Here is a 17,725-nt window from a genome sequence, read left to right as displayed (position 1 = left end):
CTTGGTGCGCCACCCTCATTCACCGTCGGGCTCTTCGTCCGGGACGCCGACGCCGACGCCCGCACCGTCCCCGTCGGCCAGCACCGCGGTGACCAGCCCGGCCAGCAGCGCGGCGCGGCCGGGCAGCTCGGCGGCGAGGACGTGCTCGCCGGCGGCGTGCGCACCACCGCCGACCGCGCCCAGGCCGTCGAGGGTGGGCACCCCGATGCCGGCGGTGAAGTTGCCGTCCGAGGCGCCGCCGACGGTCACGCCCACCGGGGCGGGCAGCCCGAGCCCGGCCGACACCGTCCCGGCCAGCGCGAACAGGGCCGCCGAGGACGCCTCCTCCAGCGGCGGGCGGTTGATGCCACCGCGCAGCTCGAGCCGGGCACCGGGCAGCACCGGGGTGAGCGCCCGCATGCCGGCGTCGACCCGCTGCTGCTCGGCGGCGGTCAGCGCCCGGACGTCGACGCCCAGCGTGCCGGCGGCCGGCACGGTGTTGGTCGTCGTCCCGGAGGTCAGCACCGTGGGGGTGACCGTCGTCCCGTGGGCCGGGTCGGCGAGCGCGGCGACCGCGAGGACCTGGTGGGCCAGCTCGATGGTGCTGCTCACGCCCTTCTCCGGCTCCAGCCCGGCGTGCGCGGCGCGGCCGGTGACCGCCAGCTCGTACAGCGAGGCGCCCTTGCGGCCGGTCTTCAGCGCACCGCCGTCGGCGCTGGCCTCCAGCACGAGCACCGCGCGGCAGCCGGTCGCCTCGGCGCGGATCAGGTCGGCGGAGGTGGGGGAGCCGATCTCCTCGTCGCCGGTGACCAGCACGGTCACGCCGTCCAGGTCGGTGCCGGCCGCCTGCAGCCGGGACAGCACGGTGAACGCCAGCACGATGCCGGCCTTCATGTCGAAGCACCCCGGGCCGCGCACCACGCCGTCGGTGACCGACCAGGGGATGGTCGCCAGGGTGCCCAGCGGCCAGACCGTGTCCTGGTGGCAGAGCAGCAGCAGCCGGCGCGGGCCGGTGCCCAGCCGCCACCGCAGGTGGGTGCAGCCCGCCAGCACCAGCACCTCGGGCTCGGTCCCCAGCGACCGGGTGCCCAGCCGGGCGACCTGCTCGGCGCCGGCGGCGACCGCGGCCAGGTCGGCCGACGGCGACTCGCAGGTCACCAGCGCCGCCAGGTCGGCCAGCATCGCCGGGAGGGTGTCGGCGAAGCCGTCGATGGGGAGCGTCACTGCGGTCATCGGCTCTTCCTGGGGTTGGCGCGGCCTCCGGTGTGCAGGTACTCGGTGCCGTCGGGCAGCGAGTGGAACGTCACCGCCGACCAGCCGTCCGTACCCGGTGCGCGCACGGCGAACAGTCCCTCGGCGACCGGCACCAGGGGGTGCTCCTGCACCGGCTGGCCGACCGCCTCGGCCACCGCACCGGACATCGTCTCCCGCATGACCAGCCCGCCGTCCCGCTCGAACACCTCGGTCGCCACGGAGCTGCGCTCGTAGCTGCCGGCGTACCGGGCGAGCTCGACCTGCGGTGCCTGCTCCGGGGGCTCCAGCGGCGCGGGCAGCTGCAGCCCGGCCAGCTCGCCGACCAGCTCGCCCATCACGTCGGTGTAGAGGTCCTTCATCTTCCCGCCGTTGGTGAGCAGCGCGATGACCAGCCCGTGCTCGGGCAGCACCCGCAGGAACGCGCCCTGCCCGTACGTGCCGCCGTCGTGGCCGACCAGCAGCTCGCCGTCCCAGACGTGCCGGATCCAGCCCAGGCCCCACGAGTCGCCGAGCGAGTACCGGTCCGGCAGCTCGGCCTGCCGGCTCTGCATCGCCTCGGTCGACGCCGCCGAGAGCACCCGGGTCCCGTCCGCCGTCACGCCGCCGCGCAGGTGCAGGGCGCCGAAGGCGGTGACGTCGGCGGCGGTGGCGTTGACCAGCCCGGCCGGGCCGAGCGAGCGGGGCAGCACCCAGACCGGCACCGGCGCGGGGTCGGCGCCGGGCTCGGGGGCGATGTGGCCGACGGCGGCGCGGTGCAGGACCGCCTCCTCGGGCAGCGTCGAGGTGTGCGCGAGCCCCAGCGGTTCGATGACCCGCTCGCGCAGGGCGGCGTCCCAGGTCTGCCCGGTGAGCACCTCGACCACCCGGCCGGCGAGCGTGAAGCCGGAGTTGCAGTAGGAGAAGGTGGCGCCCAGCGGGTGGTTCTGCGGCGTGTCGGCCAGCGCTGCCACGTAGCGCTCGACGCAGTCGTCGCCGCGGCCGGTGTCGGTGAAGACGTCGCCGGCGATGCCGCTGGTGTGGGTGAGCAGGTGCCGCATCGTCACCCGCTTGGCGACGTCGGGGTCGCCGAGCTGCAGCTCGGGCAGCACCTCCGCCAGCGGCGCGTCCAGGTCCAGCCGGCCCTCGTCGACCAGCTGCATCACCAGCGTCGTCGTCCAGACCTTGGTGATCGAGCCGATCTGGAAGACCGAGTCGGTCGTCGTCGCGACCCCGGTCGACCGGTTGAGGACGCCGGTGGCCAGCTCGACGAGCTCGTCGGGCCCGGCACCGACCCGCCGGACGGCGAGGGCAGCCCCGGGCACGGAGTGCCGGGCGGCGAGGACGTCGAGGCGCTGCTGCCAGTGCGCCGCGTCGATGGCCGGGCGCGGCGTGGGCACGTGCTGCTGCGCCCAGCGGACCAGCCGGCGGCTGTAGTCGACCCGGTGGCTGGGGCGGCCGCTGAGGATGAACAGGTGCGAGCCGCCGGGGTAGAGCACCAGCTCGGTGGGCACGCCGCGGGTGCGCAGCGCGGCGAACCACTGCTCGGCCTGGCCCACCGGGCAGCGCTCGTCGGCCTGCCCCTGCAGCACGAGCGTCGGCGTGCGCACCTGGTGCACCCGGCTGATCGGGGAGAGCTCGGCCAGCTCGGCGGGCGCCGTCCAGGGGTCGGGCCACTCCATCCCGCCCAGCGCGTACCCGGCGTCGCTGGTGCCGAGCATGCTGGTCAGGTCGCTGACCACCCCGCCGGCGATCGCCGCGGCGAACCGGTCGGTGCGGCCGGTGAGCCAGCAGGTCAGGTAGCCGCCGTAGCTGTAGCCGGTGAGCGCGAGCCGGTCCGGGTCGGCCACCCCCTCGGCCACCAGCTGGTCGACCGGGTCGAGGAAGTCCCGCTCGTCGGCGGTGCCCCAGCGCCCGGCCGCGCCGGTGAAGAACTCCAGCCCGTAGCCGTCGCTGCCGCGCGGGTTGACCAGCAGCACCGACCAGCCCGCGGCGGCCAGCGCCTGGTGGTAGGGGTGCGCGGCGTCGGCCGCCGGTGCCCAGGCGTTGTGCGGCCCGCCGTGCACGTCGACCAGCAGCGGGCCGGGCGCCGGGGCGGCCGGGTCGCGCAGCAGCCAGCCGTGCACCTCGGTGCCGTCGTGCACGGTGAAGGTGCGCGGCTCGGGGACGAGCAGGTCGACGTCCGGGAGGCCGGCGGCGGTGTGCCGGGTGACCCGGGTCGTCGTCCCGTCGGTCAGGTCGACCACCGCGACCTCGCCGTAGGTGCCCGGGTCGGCGAGCACCACGGCGGCGCGGTCGGCGTCGGCGGCCACGGACAGCCCGGAGACGACCAGGTCGTCCCCGGTGAGCACCGGGCGGGGGGACGACGAGCCGTCGACCGCGGTGGCGTAGACGTGCGAGCAGCCGCGGTCCCGGACGCAGAACACGACCGTGCCGCCGTCGGCGGTGAGCTGCGGCAGCCCGCCGGGGTAGCCCGGCCCGCCGGGCATCACGTTCCGGTCCAGCGGGGCGGCGAGGTCGACCGGGTCGCCCCCGCCCTCGACCGGCTGGACGAAGAGCCCGGCGTGGCCGACCGCCAGCCGCTGCTGCCCGGCGACCAGCAGCGCGGCGCCGTCGGCGGTCCAGGTGATCGGTCCGGCGACGTCCAGCTGACCGGCGACCCGGCGGAGCGGTCCGCCGGCGGCGGGCACCAGGTGGGCCGGGGTGCGCCAGGTGGTGTCCGCGTCCGGCTCGGGCCCGGCTGCGAGGGCGAGCTGCTCGCCGTCGGGAGACCAGGCCGGCCGGCCGGCGTGCCAGTCGCCGGAGGTCAGCTGCCGGACCTCGCCGGTGGCCAGGTCGAGCACGTGCACGTGCTGCCGGGTGCTGCGCAGCAGCCCCGCTCCGTCGGCCTTGTAGCCGAGCCGGCTGGTGCTGATCGGCGCGTGCTCGTCCTCGTCGGCGTCGCGCACGGCGGCGGTGAACGCGATCCGGTCACCGGCCGGGCTCCACACCGGGGCTCCGGCGCCGGCGGGCAGGTCGGTCACCCGCTCGGCCTCGCCGCCGGAGACGGCGAGCAGGTGCAGCTGCGGTGGGCCGTCGCCGCCGCGGAGGAAGGCGACCCGGTCTCCGGTGGGGGAGAAGGCGGGCGAGCTGTCCGCGGTGCCCCGGGTCAGCTGGACCGGCTCGGCCCAGCCGTCGTCGGTCGCGGTGACCGACCACAGCGCCGTCCGGTCGGCGTCGGCCCCGGTGTCGGTGGTGCGCAGGACGTAGACCACCCGCCGTCCGTCCGGTGCGATCGCCGGGTCGCTCGGCAGCTGCAGGGCACTGATGTCCTCGAGGTCCAGCGGTCGTCCCATGGCGCGAGCCTGCTGGGCCGCCCCGGGGCGGTCATCGTGCACGGCGACGAACGGACCCACCGCCGACTGGCCGCGCACACAACGGGTGGCTGCCGGCCACCGCCCCTGCCACCGCGGCGGCCCGCCCGGCACGATGCACGGGTGGACGACGACGAGCTGGACGAGATCGCCGAGGAGCTCTACGGCGTGCCGCCCGAGGAGTTCGTCGAGGCGCGCACCGCCGCCCGCGACCGGGCGAAGGCCACGGACAAGGAGCTGGCCAAGGCCGTCGCCGCGCTGCCCAAGCCGACCACGGCGGCGTGGGTGTGCAACCTGCTGGTCCGCCGGCAGCCCGACGAGGTGGCCCAGCTGCGGGAGATCGGCGAGATGCTCCGCCGGGCGCAGGTCGGCCTGTCCGGTGACGAGCTGCGCCAGCTCGGCCGGCAGCGCAACCAGGTGGTCGCCGCGCTGGCCCGCCAGGCGCGCGGCCTCGCGCACGCCGAGGGGCACGACGTCAGCAGCGCGGTGGCCGAGCAGGTGGAGAGCACGCTGCGCGCGGCGGTGGTCGACCCGGACGCGGGCGAGGCGCTGGCCGGCGGGCGGCTGACCACGGCGCTGTCCTACAGCGGGCTGGGTCCGGTCGACCTCAGCGGTGCGGTGGCGACGCCGGTCCGCTCGGGGGCCGCACCGCGGGCGAAGGCGGCGACGCCGGCCCCGCAGGGCCCGGACGCCGCCGAGCTGCGGCGCCAGGAGGCCGAGGAACGCCGCCGGCAGGAGCTGGAGCAGGCCCGCCGGGACGCCGAGGAGGCCGCCGCGGTGGCTCGCGACGCGGCGGCGTCGGCGCAGGCGGCCGAGCAGGAGCTGACCGAGGCGGGGGAGCGGCGGGACCAGCTGCACGAGCGGGCCGAGCAGCTGGAGAAGGAGCTGCGCCGGGTGGAGCGCGAGGCGAAGGAGGCGGTGGGCGCGGTGCACGAGGCCGAGAAGCGCCGGGACGCCGCCGCCCGCCGGGCGGCGACCGCCGCGGCGATCCGGGACCGCTCCGCCGCGCGGGTCGAGGAGCTGGCGGCGTCCGGCGGCTGACCGGTCAGCGGCCGGCGTCGCGCCGGGAGCGCTTGCCCGCGTAGAGCTCGGCGTCCGCGCGCAGCAGCAGGGCGGCCAGCGACTCGCCGTCCCGGGCGGTCGCCGTCCCCACCGACCAGCCGATCGGCAGCCCGCCCTCCAGGCGCTGCAGGACCTCGCGCGCCGCGGCACCGTCGGTGCCGGGCAGGCACAGCACGAACTCGTCGCCGCCGTGCCGGCCGAGCAGGTCCGAGGCGCGCAGCCGGCCGCGCCAGTGGGTGGCCACCTGGCGCAGCAGCCGGTCGCCGGCGACGTGCCCGTCCCGGTCGTTGACCTCCTTGAAGTCGTCGAGGTCGAGGATCGCGACCGTCAGCGGCTCACCGGTGCGCGCCGACCGGGCCAGGCTGCGGCCCGCCTCGACCTCCCAGGCCCGCCGGTTGGCGACGCCGGTCAGCGGGTCGGTCGAGGCCTGGGTGCGCAGCCGGCCGTTGAGCCGGCCGTGCGCCTCGGTGAGCACCACGGTCGTGACGACGGCGATGAGCCACGGGACGAGGAAGTGGCCCGGCGCCGCGGCCAGGGCGCCGGCGCTGGCGGCGGTGACGGCCAGCAGCGCGTGGGCGCGGGCGGCGGGCAGCGACAGGAAGTGGGCGGCGTAGAGCCCGATGCTGATGAGCACCGGCCCGAGTCCGACGACACCGGCCGCGGTCGCCGAGCGGGCCGCGAGCAGGGCGACCAGCAGCGACAGCAGCGCCAGCACGCCGTGGTCGACCCGCGGGGGCACCCGGTCGCCGGCCACCACCAGTGCGGCGGTCATCCCGAGGCCGACGACGCCGAGGGTGGCGGCCAGCACGACCGGGGCGTCGGGGCTGGTCGGCCAGAGGGCGCCGACGAGGCAGAAGCCCCCGCCGGTGCCGCACAGCAACGCGAGCAGCGCCACGCGCGCCGGCAGCCTGCCGCCCATCGTCACCTCGTCCATGTCCCCGCGAGCATCGGCCGGTGCAGCGCCGAACAGCACCGCAGAGTGGATCACAGCGACCCGTCGGGGTGAGGTGACGGCCCTGGTCAGAGCGGCGCGTGAGCGCTCGGTGACGTCTCGTCGCCCCGCTTCCTGCGAGTGGAAGCGCCGCTGCTGCCGGCGCCCGCCGGGGCACGATCGGGGAGTACTGCTCATCGACGAGACGAGGGAGATCCATGGCACTGCTCGAGGACGGCGCGTGGCGGGGCAAGGTCTGGACCGGCGCGTGGACGGACGGCAGCGGCGGCACCTACCCCGCGGTGGAGCCGGCCACCGGCGAGCAGCTGGGCGAGGTCGGTCAGGCCACCCCGGCCGACGTGGAGAAGGCCGGCGCCCGGGCGGTCCAGGCCCAGCGCGAGTGGGCGGCGCTGCCCTTCGAGCAGCGGGCGGCGGTGCTCCGCCGGGCCGGTGACCTGCTGACCGCGAACGCCGAGGAGATCAAGGGCTGGCTGGCCCGGGAGTCCGGGGCGATCCAGCCCTTCGGCGACTTCCAGGTGCACACCTCGGCGCAGGAGTGCTACGAGGCCTCCGCGCTGCCGTCGCACCCCTACGGTGAGCTGCTGCGCTCCGGATCGCCCCGGCTGTCCTTCGCCCGCCGGGTGCCGGCCGGCGTCGTCGGTGTCATCGCCCCGTTCAACGTGCCCACCATCCTGGCCATCCGGGCGATCGCCCCGGCGCTGGCGCTGGGGAACGCGGTGATCCTGAAGCCGGACCCGCGCACGGCGATCTCCGGTGGCGCGGTGTTCGCCCGGGTGTTCGCCGAGGCCGGCGTCCCGGCCGGGGTGTTCCAGGTGCTCCCCGGTGGCGCCGACGTCGGGGAGGCGCTCGTCGTCGACCCCACCGTCCGGGTCATCGCCTTCACCGGCTCGACGAAGGCCGGCCGCGCGGTCGGCGCGCTGGCGGGGCAGCACCTCAAGCGGGCGCACCTGGAACTGGGCGGCAACTCCGCGCTCATCGTGATGGGCGACGTCGACGTCACCGCGGCCGCCTCGGTCGGCGCGTGGGGCACCTTCGCCCACTCCGGGCAGATCTGCATGGCGACCAGCCGGCACCTGGTGCACGCCTCGATCGCCGAGGAGTACACCCAGGTGCTCGCCGACAAGGTGAAGGACCTCCCGGTGGGCGACCCGTTCCGGGACCAGGCGGCGCTCGGCCCGATCATCGACGCCGGGCAGCGCGACCGGGTGCACGGCCTGGTCACCTCCAGCGTGGAGGCCGGCGCCACGGTGCGCACCGGCGGCACCTACGAGGGGCTGTTCTACCGGCCGACCGTGCTGGGCGACGTCCCGGTGCACGCCCCGGCCTACCAGCAGGAGATCTTCGGCCCGGTCGCCCCGGTGACCCCGTTCTCCTCGGTCGACGAGGTCGCCGCGCTGGCCGCGGGCACCGAGTACGGGCTCTCGCTGGGGATCCTGACCCGCGACGTCTACGCCGGGCTGCAGCTGGCCGAGCGCATCCCGGCCGGCCTGGTGCACATCAACGACCAGACGGTGAACGACGAGGCGGTCGCCCCGTTCGGCGGCGTCGGCGCCTCGGGCACCGGCTCCCGGCACGGTGGCCCGCAGGCCAACATCGAGGCCTTCACCGAGACGCAGTGGGTGACGCTGCGGGGTGACCTGCCGGCCTACCCGTTCTGACCCCACGACGACGACGGCCCGGCCCCCGCAGCTGCGGGGGCCGGGCCGTCGTCGTCGCCAGGGGCGTCAGGCGGACTTGCGCCCGGTGGCGTCCACCGACACCAGGTCGTCCTTCGGGCCGCCGGTCTTGGAGACCTCGAACGCCGACCCCAGCTCCTCCAGGGCCAGCCGGCCGTACACCTGCTGCTGGGTCGCCGTGCGCTGCCCCCGGCCGCGGCCCAGGAAGCTCACCGCCCAGCCCAGGGCGGTGGTGAAGCGGCTCTTGAAGCCGACCACGTAGAAGATGTGCACGACCAGCCACATCACCCAGGCGATGAAGCCGGTGAACTTCAGCTTGCCCAGGTCGGCGACGGCGGAGAAACGGGCGACCGTCGCCATGCTGCCCTTGTCGTGGTAGTGGAACTCGGGCTTGGTGGGCCGGCCGGCGACGCGCGCCTTGACGGCGTCGGCGGCGAAGCGGCCACCCTGGATCGCGACCTGGGCGACACCCGGCAGGCGGTTGAGCGAGATCATGTCGCCGACCACGTGCACCTCGGGGTGGCCGGGCAGCGTCAGGTCGGGCTCGACCGAGACCCGGCCGGCACGGTCGACGGCGGCACCGGACTGCTCGCCCAGCATCTTGCCGAGCGGGCTGGCCTGCACACCGGCGGCCCAGATCTTGGTGGCGGAGTGGATCCGGCGCTCGTGGCCGTCGCCGTCCTTGACCACGATCCCGTCGGCGTCGACGTTCGTGACCATCGCGCCGAGCTGGACCTCGACGCCGATCTCGTTGAGCCGCTTGTGCGCGTTCTGCCCGAGGGAGTCGGCGAAGGGCGGCAGCACCTTGGGGGCGGCGTCGAGCAGGATCACCCGGGCGCTGGTCGGGTCGATCGTGCGGAAGTCGCGCTTGAGGGTGCGGCGCGCCAGCTCGGCGATCTGGCCGGCCATCTCGACACCGGTCGGGCCGGCACCGACGACGACGAAGGTGAGCAGCCGGTCGATCTCGGCCGGGTCGGTGGCCAGCTCGGCCAGCTCGAAGGCGCCGAAGATCCGGCCGCGCAGCTCGAGGGCGTCGTCGATGCTCTTCATGCCCGGGGCGAACTCGGCGAACTGGTCGTTGCCGAAGTACGACTGGCCGGCGCCGGCGGCGACGATCAGCTCGTCGTACTCGTGCACCGTGGTGCGGCCGAGGACGACGGAGGTGACGGTGCGCGCCACCAGGTCGATGTCGGTGACCTCACCGAGCACCACGCGGGCGTTGTCCTGCTTGGCGAGGATCTCCCGGGTGGCCGGGGCGATCTCGCCCTCGGAGAGGATGCCCGTGGCGACCTGGTAGAGCAGCGGCTGGAAGAGGTGGTGCGTGGTCTTGCCGATGAGCGTGATGTCGACAGGGGCCTTCTTCAGCCGCTGGGCGGCGAAGAGACCGCCGAACCCCGACCCGACGATGACGACCCTCGGTCGCTGTCCGGTGGGCTGGGTCGCGGTGGTCACGGTGCCTCCTGATATGTCGTCATGATGACTCATCATCCCACCGCACTGTGGGTCCTTGCGCTCACCCCACCCCGGAGGTGCTGGTGAGCTCCACCCAGGACAGCGCTGAGCGGGCCGCGGCTGTTCCCGGGATCGTGCTCGTCCCCGGGCTGGGCCTGGACGAGCGGTCCTCCGCGCGGCTGCGTCAGCGCATCGGCGGGGCGGTGGCCATTCTGCCCGGGATGGGGCTGCGCCGCCCGGTCGGCACGCTGGACGAGCTCACCGCGCAGCTGCTCGCGGCGCTCCCGTCACACCCCGTGGTGCTGGTGGGGCACTCGCAGAGCTGCCAGGTCGTCGTCGCGGCGGCCGAGCGGGACCCGCGGGTCGTCGGCGTCGTGCTGCTCGGCCCGACCACCGACCCGCGGATGCGCCGGCTCCGGGTGCTCGCGGCCCGCTGGGTGCGCACCGCGGTCTGGGAGCCGTGGTGGCAGGCGCCGCTGGTGCTGGCGCAGTGGCTGCGCACCGGGCCGCGGGCGATGACGGCGCTGTGGCGGCAGGTCGCCGGTGACCGGGTCGACGAGCGGCTGCGCCGGGTGCCGGTGCCGGTCGTCGTCGTCCGCGGGGACCGGGACGCGCTGTGCCCGCACGACTGGGCCGCGCACCTGGCCGGCTGCGCGCCGCGCGGACGGCTGGTCGAGCTGCCCCGCGCGGCGCACATGACCCCGCAGACCAGGCCGGACGACGTCGCCCGGCTGGTCCGCGAGGTGCTGGCGGCCCTGTCGTAGCGGGCCGCGCCGTCAGCCGAGCAGTGCCTTGGCCTTGCGGCTCTTCCGGCTGGACTTCGCGGCCCGCTCCTGGCGGCCGACGAGCGCCTGGGTGAGCAGGCCGATGCCGATGCCGAGCATCCACACGTCCTTGGCGATCGGCAGCCCGTCCTGGGTCGGGGCGACGCTCTTGCCGGGCTTGGTCATGCCCGGGGTGCGCAGGTACAGGCCGAGCAGCCCGCCGGAGAACCCGGTGAGCGCCGCGCCGGCGACGGCGGTGGGCACGAACGGGGTGAGCAGCAGCGAGCCGATGGTGATCTCGGCGGTCGACAGCGCCTTGGCGAAGGTGGTCGGCGGGACGTTCTTGAGGAACGGGTAGGTGCCGGCGGCGAAGCCGTGCAGACCGGCCGCGGTGCCCTCGTCGGCGGCGCGCTTGCCGAGACCGGAGTTCAGGATGAACGCACCGGTGGCGATCCGCGGGGCGATCTCGCTGGGGGTGATGGGCAGGCGCATGGGGTACCTCACTGGCGACGGGGATGGTGCAGTGCTCAATGACCATCCTCGTCCGTCGCCGTCCAGGGCGCGAGGTCGGGTCGCCGGCTCCCCGCCGGCCGGGTGGCCCCGCCGGAGCGGCCCTGGACGCCGGCGGATGTGGTCACCGCTGGTTGCGGGCCACGATGTCGTCCCAGCACCGGACGCACACGGCGCGCAGATCGAGGTCGCGCTCCGACTCGTCGTTCCACTCGCCCTGCTGCACCAGCGCCGCATCGCAGGACTCGCACCAGGCCCCCGGCCGGTCGCCCGGCTCGACCGCGTCCGTGCTCGTCACCACGCCGACGGGCGAGACGGAGTCGAACAGGTGGCCGCAGAGGAACGCCGGTGGGCTCGCGCCGTGCTCACCGCAGGCGATCGTCCGCTGCTCGCTCATCCCTCGACCTCCGCCGGTCCTCCTGGTGGCCGGGCCCCGGCTGGACCGGGAGGGTACTGCCTGCGGTCCGTCGGCCACCGCCTCCGAGTGCAGTGCCCGGCCCCGACCGGGAGCCCGCCCGACGAGAACGCGCTGGTGGTCGTCCCCCGATGCGGGTGACGACCACCAGCGCGTGGTGATCAGCGAGCGGTCAGCGGCCGGAGCGGCCGCGGCCCCGGCCGGCCCCGCTCGGCGCCTGGCCGGCCCGCGCGGCGAGCTCGGCGCGGGTGCGCGCCGGACCGGCCGGACGACCCGAGCCGCGGCCGGAACCGCCGGACGACGCCTGGCCCGACGAGCCGGACGATGCGCCGCCACCGCTACCGCTGCGACGACGGCGGCCGCCGTTGGCGCCACCTCCGGCACCCTGCGGCTGCGGGGCCGCGACCGGGGCGGGCTCGACGTAGGGGGCGACCGGGCCGGTCAGCGCGACGATCTCCCGGGCACCCGGCTTGATCGCCGAGACCTCCGGGGTGATGCCGGCCTGGCGGGCCAGCGTGCGGACCTCGGCGGCCTGGTCGGGCGTGGCGATGGTGACCACGATGCCGCCGGCACCGGCGCGCGCCGTCCGGCCGGAGCGGTGCAGGTACGCCTTGTGCTCGGCCGGCGGGTCGACGTGCACGACGATCGCGACGTCGTCCACGTGGATGCCGCGGGCGGCGATGTCGGTCGCGCACAGCACCCGGGTCTCGCCGTTGCTGAACGCCTCGAGGTTGCGCTCGCGGGCGTTCTGGCTGAGGTTGCCGTGCAGGTCGACGGCCGGCACCCCGGCGGCGGTGAGCTGCTTGGCCAGCTTCTTGGCCTGGTGCTTGGTGCGGGTGAACATCACCGTGCGGCCCAGCCCGGAGGCGAGCTCCTTGACGATCTGGCCCTTGTCGGCCGCGTCGACCCGGAACACGTGGTGGGTCATCGTCGAGACCGGCGCGACGGCCGGGTCGACCGAGTGCGTGGTGGGCCGGTCGAGGTAGCGCTTGACCAGCACGTCGACGCCGTTGTCCAGGGTGGCGGAGAACAACAGCCGCTGGCCGACCTTCGGGGTGCGGTCGAGCAGCCGCTTCACGCCGGGCAGGAAGCCCAGGTCGGCCATGTGGTCGGCCTCGTCGAGGATGGTGATCTCGACGGCGCCCAGGTCGGCGTGGCCCTGCTGGATGAGGTCCTCGAGCCGGCCGGGGCAGGCGATGAGCACGTCGATGCCGCCGGCGAGCGCCTGCACCTGCGGGTTCTGGCCGACGCCGCCGAAGACGACGGCGGTCCGCATGCCCAGCGCGCGGGCCAGCGGGTCGACGACCGCGGCGACCTGGTTGGCCAGCTCGCGGGTCGGCACCAGGATCAGCGCGCGCGGCCGCTTGGGCTGCCGCTTGCTGGGAGAGGTGGCGAGCCGGGCGACCAGCGGGATGCTGAAGGCCAGCGTCTTGCCCGAGCCGGTGCGGCCGCGGCCGAGCACGTCACGGCCGGCCAGGGTGTCGGGCAGGGTCGCGACCTGGATCGGGAACGGGGCGGTGATGCCGCTGGCGGTGAGCACCTCGACCAGCGGCGCCGGGACGCCGAGCGCCTCGAACGTGGTGTCGGTGGGCAGCACGGTGGCGACGTCGCCGACGGGCACGACCGGGGCGACCGGCACGCGCTCGTCGGTGCGCGGGGCGGACTGCTGGCCCTCGGGGCGGGGGCCGGTGCCGCGGCCGCGGCCACCGCGACGGCGGCGGTTGGCGTCGCCGTCACCGGAGGGGGTGGCGGCGGTGGGCGTGCTGCGGAAGGCGGGGGAGCCGGCGCTGCCCGTGGGGGCGGCGGCCGGGCGGGTGGCGCGACGGCGCGGGCGGTCAGCGCTGTCGTTCTGGGCAGGGGTGGTCGAGCTGGTCACGGTCGGTTCCTCAACAGTCCGGTGGCCACCGTCGGCCCACCGGGTGCGGGGCCGCCACGGTGGGGCCGCATCGCTCGTCCGGGATGGACGTCGGGTCGCCGGCGCGCCTCGGTGGCGCAGCCTCGCGCCGACGTCGAGTCCACCCGCTCTCGGATGAGCAGGGGGCGGCGCCGGTGATGTCCACTCTGCCAGACGGGGTACCGCTGCGCGGGGAGGCGGAGGAGTCCCTCGTCACATGGGGGTGGGCGCCCCGCTGGCCGGGGCGGAGCCGCGGAAGGTGCGCCGGTAGGTCAGCGGGGCCACCCCGATGGCCGCGTGCAGGTGCTGGCGCAGCGAGGCGGTGGTGCCGAACCCGGCCTCGGTGGCGACCCGCTCGACCGGGGTGTCGGTCGACTCGAGCAACCGTCGGGCCAGCGCCACCCGCTGCTGGGTCAGCCACCGCTGCGGGCTGAGCCCGGTCTCCTGGCGGAACCGGCGGGTGAAGGTGCGCACGCTCATCCGCGCGTGCCCGGCGAGCTCGGCCAGGGTCAGCGGCTCGCCGAGGCGGGTGAGCGCCCAGGCCCGGGTGTCCGCCGTCCCGGTGTCGGCGGGGTCGGGCAGCGGCCGCTCGATGAACTGCGACTGGCCGCCCTCCCGCCACGGCGAGACCACCCGGCGGCGGGCGACGCTGTTGGCCACGTCGCTGCCGTGGTCGCGCCGCACCAGGTGCAGCAGCAGGTCGATTCCCGCGGCGTTGCCGGCCGAGGTGAGCACGTCGCCGTCGTCGACGAACAGCACGTCGGCGTCCAGGTCGACCTGGGGGAAGAAGCCGGTGAAGGCGGCGGCGTGCATCCAGTGGGTGGTCGCCGGCCGGCCGTCGAGCAGCCCGGCGGCGGCCAGCACGAACGCGCCGGTGCAGATGGAGACCATCCGGGCGTGCCCGGCGGCCCGGGTCAGCGCGTCGCCGAGGGTGGGGGAGAGGCCGCGGCCGTCGTACTGCGGCCCGCCGTAGATCCCGGGGACGACGACGGTGTCCGCCGTCTCGAGCAGGCGGAGGTCGTGGTCGGGCTGCACCAGGTAGCCGGCGCTCGTGCGCACCGGGGCGCCGTCCTCGGAGGCGACGCGGACCCGGTACAGGGGGTGCCCGTCGGCGTCGACCGCGCCGCCGAGGAAGGCGTGCGGCAGGCCCAGCTCGAAGGCGACGGTGGTCTCCAGGGCGAGGACGGCGACCTCGTGCGGCGTCGGCGCGGGCATGGCCGGATCCTTGCACATGCTGGCCGTCGGGCCACTGGCTCGGCCGTCGTCCGGCCGGGAGCATCTCCTGCCGTGACCACCGTCCTGCCGCCCCGCACCCACCGGGTGCACCCCGCCTGGTGGGTCGCCGGGGTGACCTTCGTGGCGCTGATCGGTGCCGCTGCCTTCCGCGCCGTGCCCGGGGTGCTCATCGACCCGCTGCACGAGGAGTTCGGCTGGTCGCTGTCGACCATCTCCGCCGCCGTCGCGATCAACCTGGCCCTCTACGGGCTCACCGCGCCGTTCGCCGCGGCGCTGATGGACCGGTTCGGCATCCGCCGCGTGGTGGTGACAGCGCTGCTGGTCGTCGCGGCCGGCAGCGGGGCGACGGTGTTCATGACGGCGAGCTGGCAGCTCATCCTCTGCTGGGGCGTGCTGGTCGGCCTGGGCACCGGCTCGATGGCCCTCTCGCTGGTCGCGACGGTGACCGGCCGCTGGTTCGTCGAGCGGCGCGGGCTGGTCTCCGGCGTGCTCACCGCGGCGGGGGCCACCGGTCAGCTGGTGTTCCTCCCGGTCGTGGCGGTGGTGGACGAGCGCTGGGGCTGGCGCCCGGCGGCGCTGGGCACCGCGGCGGCGGCGCTCGCCGTCGTGCCCTTCGTGGTGTGGCTGCTCCGCGACCGGCCGCGCGACCTCGGGGTCGCGCCCTACGGCGGGACGGCGGCCGACGACGTCGACCCGGTCGGCGGGAACCCTGCGCGGACGGCGCTGCGCGGGCTGGCCGACGCGGTGCGGACCCGGCCGTTCTGGCTGCTGGCCGGCGGGTTCCTGATCTGCGGGGCCTCGACCAACGGGCTGGTGCAGCCGCACTTCATCCCCGCCGCGCACGACCACGGCATGCCGGTGACCACCGCCGCTGGGCTGCTCGCCGTGGTCGGCGTCTTCGACGTCGCCGGCACGATCTTCTCCGGCTGGCTCACCGACCGGGTCGACCCCCGGCTGCTGCTGCTGGCCTACTACGGGCTGCGCGGGATGTCGCTGTTCCTGCTGCCGCAGCTGTTCGGCACCGACGTGCAGGCGTCGATGATCGCGTTCATCGTCTTCTACGGCCTGGACTGGGTGGCGACCGTGCCGCCCACGCTGGCGCTGTGCCGGCAGTACTTCGGCTCGCGGGCGCCGGTGGTCTTCGGCTGGGTGTTCGCCGCGCACCAGGTCGGCGCCGCGATCGCCGCGTTCGGCGCCGGCGTGGTCCGCGACGTCACCGGCTCCTACGACGGCGCCTGGTACGCCGCCGCGGCGCTGTGCCTGGTGGCGGCGGCGCTGTCCATCTCCATCCGCCGCGCCCCGGCGTCGGTCACCGGGACCACGTTGCCGGTCGAGCCCGTCCCCGCCGCCGCCGACCAGGCCCACGGCTGACGGCCCCTCCTGCGGTTTCGCGCGAACAAGTACGCGTGCTTGGACGCGCGAAACCGCGCAGGGCCGCGGGAGGTGGAGCGCGCTAGGCCGGGACGGTGGTGGTCCGGGCGCCGAGCTCGGCCTTGACCAGGTCGGACGCGCGCTCGGCGATCATGATCGTCGGGGCGTTCGTGTTGCCCCGCACCAACGTCGGCATCACCGAGGCGTCGACGACCCGCAGCCCTGCGATGCCGTGCACCCGGAGCTGCGGGTCGACGACCGCCTGGTCGTCGGTGCCCATCCGGCAGGAGCCGACCGGGTGGTACAGCGACTCCAGCGTCTCCCGGGCCTTCGCCCCCAGCGCTGCGCGGCCGCGCACGGTGCCGCCCGGTGACCACTCGTCGGCGAGCACCCGGGCCAGCGGGCCGACCGAGGCGATGTCCCGGGCGCGCTCCATCCCGGTCACCAGCGCCTCGAGGTCGCGGGGGTCGGTGAGGTAGCCGGCGTCGATGGACGGCGCCCAGGTCGGGTCGGCCGAGCGCAGCCGCACCGAGCCGCGGGAGTGCACGTGCACCAGCACGGTCGCGGCGGTGAACGCGTCGACGTCGGGGTCGACCTCCGCCTGCCGCCAGAACTTGACCGGCAGGAAGTGGTGCTGCAGGTCGGGCTCGGCGAGCGAGGCGTCGCTGCGGGTGAACAGCCCGGCCTCGGCGAGGTTGGAGGTCAGCGGCCCGCGGCGGGCGCCGAACCACTGCGCGTACCCCGACGGCGACTCTGCCCGGAACAGCGACCGCCCCGACCGGACGTGCCAGATGGTGGGCACCAGCGGGTGGTCCTGCAGCCCGCCGCCGACCCCGGGCAGGTCGTGGACGACGTCGACGCCCACCGAGCGCAGGTGGTCGGCCGGCCCGATGCCCGAGAGCATCAGCAGCTGCGGGGAGTTGATCGCCCCGCTGGCCAGCACCACCCTCGGCGCCGGCGTGCGCGGTCCGCCGCCGTCCGCCGTGCAGGTACTCCACGCCGGTCGCCCGGCCGGCCTCGACCAGCACCCGGGTGACCTGGGCGCCGGTGCGCACGGTGAGGTTCGGCCGGTCCAGCACGGGCTTCAGGTAGGCGTCGGCGGCCGACCAGCGGCGTCCCCGCTTCTGGGTGACCTGGTAGGTGCCCACGCCCTCCTGCCGTGCCCCGTTGAAGTCGCGGTTGCGGGGTGGCCGGCGGCCACGGCGGAGTCGACGACGGCGGTCGTCCAGCGGTGCGGGGAGCGCAGGTCCTCCACCCGCAGCGGGCCACCGGTGCCGTGGAACTCGTCGGCGCCGCGGGAGTTGTCCTCGCCGCGGCGGAACAGCGGCAGCACCTCGGCGTAGGACCACGCGGGGTCGCCGGTGAGCTCGGCCCACTCGTCGTAGTCGGCTGCCGCACCGCGGACGTAGATCATCGCGTTGATCGACGACGAGCCGCCAGCAGCTTGCCCCGCGGCCAGAACAGCTCCCGGCCGCCCAGCCCCGGCTGCGGGTCGGTGGCGTAGTTCCAGTCCCGCCGGTGCGCCAACCTTGTACAGCGCCGCCGGGACCTGCGTAACCTCCAGGACGTCGTCGCTGCCGCCGGCCTCCAGCACCAGCACCCGCAGCGCGGGGTCCTCGGTCAGCCGGCCGGCCAGCGTGCAGCCGGCCGAGCCCGCGCCGACGACGACGACGTCGAACTCGTCGCTCACCGGTGCCGGCCGTGCAGCAGGCCGGTGACCCGGGCCAGCGCGTCGAAGGCGGCGGCGGGGCGGCTGAAGCTGAGCAGGTCGACCGGCAGCGGGAAGCGCTGGCGGGTGATGGCCTTGGCCCGGGAGAACTCGCGCAGGCCG

13 protein-coding genes and 1 pseudogene are annotated in these 17,725 nt (G+C 75.8%); 4 read left to right on the top strand and 10 right to left on the bottom strand.

Translation table 11 applies throughout. The annotated features are described in order from the left end of the window. Positions 1-15: 15 nt before the first annotated feature. Together FHX36_RS20110 and FHX36_RS20105 are read right to left on the bottom strand one after the other, a co-directional pair. The gene (locus tag FHX36_RS20110) at positions 16-1,212 is read right to left on the bottom strand and encodes a M20/M25/M40 family metallo-hydrolase (RefSeq protein WP_221204021.1); all 1,197 of its coding nucleotides are present in this window, start codon (positions 1,210-1,212) and stop codon (positions 16-18) included. Further along, positions 1,209-4,544, bottom strand: a complete 3,336-nt coding sequence (locus FHX36_RS20105; RefSeq protein WP_110552435.1) for a serine hydrolase — start codon at positions 4,542-4,544, stop codon at positions 1,209-1,211. The genes FHX36_RS20110 and FHX36_RS20105 overlap by 4 nt, the downstream gene beginning before the upstream one ends. Before the next feature lie 141 nt (positions 4,545-4,685). Between FHX36_RS20105 and FHX36_RS20100 the strand changes: the two genes are divergently transcribed. Then, entirely contained in the window at positions 4,686-5,603 is a 918-nt protein-coding gene (locus FHX36_RS20100; protein ID WP_110552430.1) for a hypothetical protein, read from the top strand. A gap of 4 nt (positions 5,604-5,607) precedes the next feature. Here the strand turns inward: FHX36_RS20100 and FHX36_RS20095 are convergent, their stop codons facing one another. Then, positions 5,608-6,558, bottom strand: a complete 951-nt coding sequence (locus tag FHX36_RS20095) for a GGDEF domain-containing protein (RefSeq protein ID WP_110552431.1) — start codon at positions 6,556-6,558, stop codon at positions 5,608-5,610. A 215-nt stretch (positions 6,559-6,773) separates the two neighbouring features. On the opposite strand from FHX36_RS20095, the gene FHX36_RS20090 reads away from it, so the two are divergent. Then, on the top strand, positions 6,774-8,234 hold the full coding sequence (locus tag FHX36_RS20090) for a benzaldehyde dehydrogenase (protein WP_110552432.1): 1,461 nt from the start codon (positions 6,774-6,776) through the stop codon (positions 8,232-8,234). A gap of 66 nt (positions 8,235-8,300) precedes the next feature. Here the strand turns inward: FHX36_RS20090 and FHX36_RS20085 are convergent, their stop codons facing one another. Further along, on the bottom strand, positions 8,301-9,704 hold the full coding sequence (locus tag FHX36_RS20085; protein ID WP_110554191.1) for an NAD(P)/FAD-dependent oxidoreductase: 1,404 nt from the start codon (positions 9,702-9,704) through the stop codon (positions 8,301-8,303). Between the two features lie 83 nt (positions 9,705-9,787). Here FHX36_RS20085 and FHX36_RS20080 point away from each other — a divergent pair, with 83 nt between their 5' ends. Next, a complete protein-coding gene (locus tag FHX36_RS20080; protein WP_181428952.1) occupies positions 9,788-10,468 on the top strand; it encodes an alpha/beta fold hydrolase in 681 nt (226 codons plus the stop codon). Positions 10,469-10,480: 12 nt separating this feature from the next. Here FHX36_RS20080 and FHX36_RS20075 read toward each other — a convergent pair whose 3' ends face one another. From FHX36_RS20075 to FHX36_RS20060, 4 genes are all read right to left on the bottom strand, one after another. Beyond that, on the bottom strand, positions 10,481-10,960 hold the full coding sequence (locus tag FHX36_RS20075; RefSeq protein ID WP_110554193.1) for a hypothetical protein: 480 nt from the start codon (positions 10,958-10,960) through the stop codon (positions 10,481-10,483). Between the two features lie 142 nt (positions 10,961-11,102). After that, positions 11,103-11,375: a hypothetical protein gene (locus tag FHX36_RS20070; RefSeq protein WP_110554194.1), complete on the bottom strand. Its 273-nt coding sequence runs from the start codon at positions 11,373-11,375 to the stop codon at positions 11,103-11,105. Between the two features lie 190 nt (positions 11,376-11,565). Further along, entirely contained in the window at positions 11,566-13,269 is a 1,704-nt protein-coding gene (locus FHX36_RS20065; protein ID WP_343056531.1) for a DEAD/DEAH box helicase, read from the bottom strand. Positions 13,270-13,500: 231 nt separating this feature from the next. Then, a complete protein-coding gene (locus FHX36_RS20060; RefSeq protein WP_246405367.1) occupies positions 13,501-14,502 on the bottom strand; it encodes a GlxA family transcriptional regulator in 1,002 nt (333 codons plus the stop codon). Between the two features lie 72 nt (positions 14,503-14,574). Here FHX36_RS20060 and FHX36_RS20055 point away from each other — a divergent pair, with 72 nt between their 5' ends. Beyond that, positions 14,575-15,894 (top strand): MFS transporter, encoded by a 1,320-nt coding sequence (locus FHX36_RS20055; RefSeq protein WP_110552631.1) that lies wholly within the window; start codon positions 14,575-14,577, stop codon positions 15,892-15,894. An 82-nt stretch (positions 15,895-15,976) separates the two neighbouring features. Here the strand turns inward: FHX36_RS20055 and FHX36_RS24065 are convergent, their stop codons facing one another. Continuing rightward, positions 15,977-16,840 (bottom strand): GMC family oxidoreductase, encoded by an 864-nt coding sequence (locus FHX36_RS24065; RefSeq protein WP_343056688.1) that lies wholly within the window; start codon positions 16,838-16,840, stop codon positions 15,977-15,979. An 85-nt stretch (positions 16,841-16,925) separates the two neighbouring features. Then, positions 16,926-17,584: pseudogene (locus tag FHX36_RS23170) on the bottom strand (GMC family oxidoreductase); the annotation flags it as partial. Positions 17,585-17,725: the final 141 nt, after the last annotated feature.

It is taken from the genome of Modestobacter versicolor, assembly GCF_014195485.1.
In the GTDB taxonomy this organism is placed as follows: Bacteria; Actinomycetota; Actinomycetes; order Mycobacteriales; family Geodermatophilaceae; genus Modestobacter; species Modestobacter versicolor.
Note: the sequence above shows the minus strand (reverse complement) of the source record. Positions and strands in the feature narration are given on the sequence as shown.

Excerpts from the sequence above, each read along its gene's own strand:
- FHX36_RS20060 (WP_246405367.1), bottom strand. The coding sequence starts at position 14,502 with ATGCCCGCGCCGACGCCGCACGAGGTCGCCGTCCTCGCCCTGGAGACC.
- FHX36_RS20075 (WP_110554193.1), bottom strand. The coding sequence starts at position 10,960 with ATGCGCCTGCCCATCACCCCCAGCGAGATCGCCCCGCGGATCGCCACC.
- FHX36_RS20090 (WP_110552432.1), top strand. The coding sequence starts at position 6,774 with ATGGCACTGCTCGAGGACGGCGCGTGGCGGGGCAAGGTCTGGACCGGC.
- FHX36_RS20110 (WP_221204021.1), bottom strand. The coding sequence starts at position 1,212 with ATGACCGCAGTGACGCTCCCCATCGACGGCTTCGCCGACACCCTCCCG.
- FHX36_RS20070 (WP_110554194.1), bottom strand. The coding sequence starts at position 11,375 with ATGAGCGAGCAGCGGACGATCGCCTGCGGTGAGCACGGCGCGAGCCCA.
- FHX36_RS20105 (WP_110552435.1), bottom strand. The coding sequence starts at position 4,544 with ATGGGACGACCGCTGGACCTCGAGGACATCAGTGCCCTGCAGCTGCCG.
- FHX36_RS20095 (WP_110552431.1), bottom strand. The coding sequence starts at position 6,558 with ATGGACGAGGTGACGATGGGCGGCAGGCTGCCGGCGCGCGTGGCGCTG.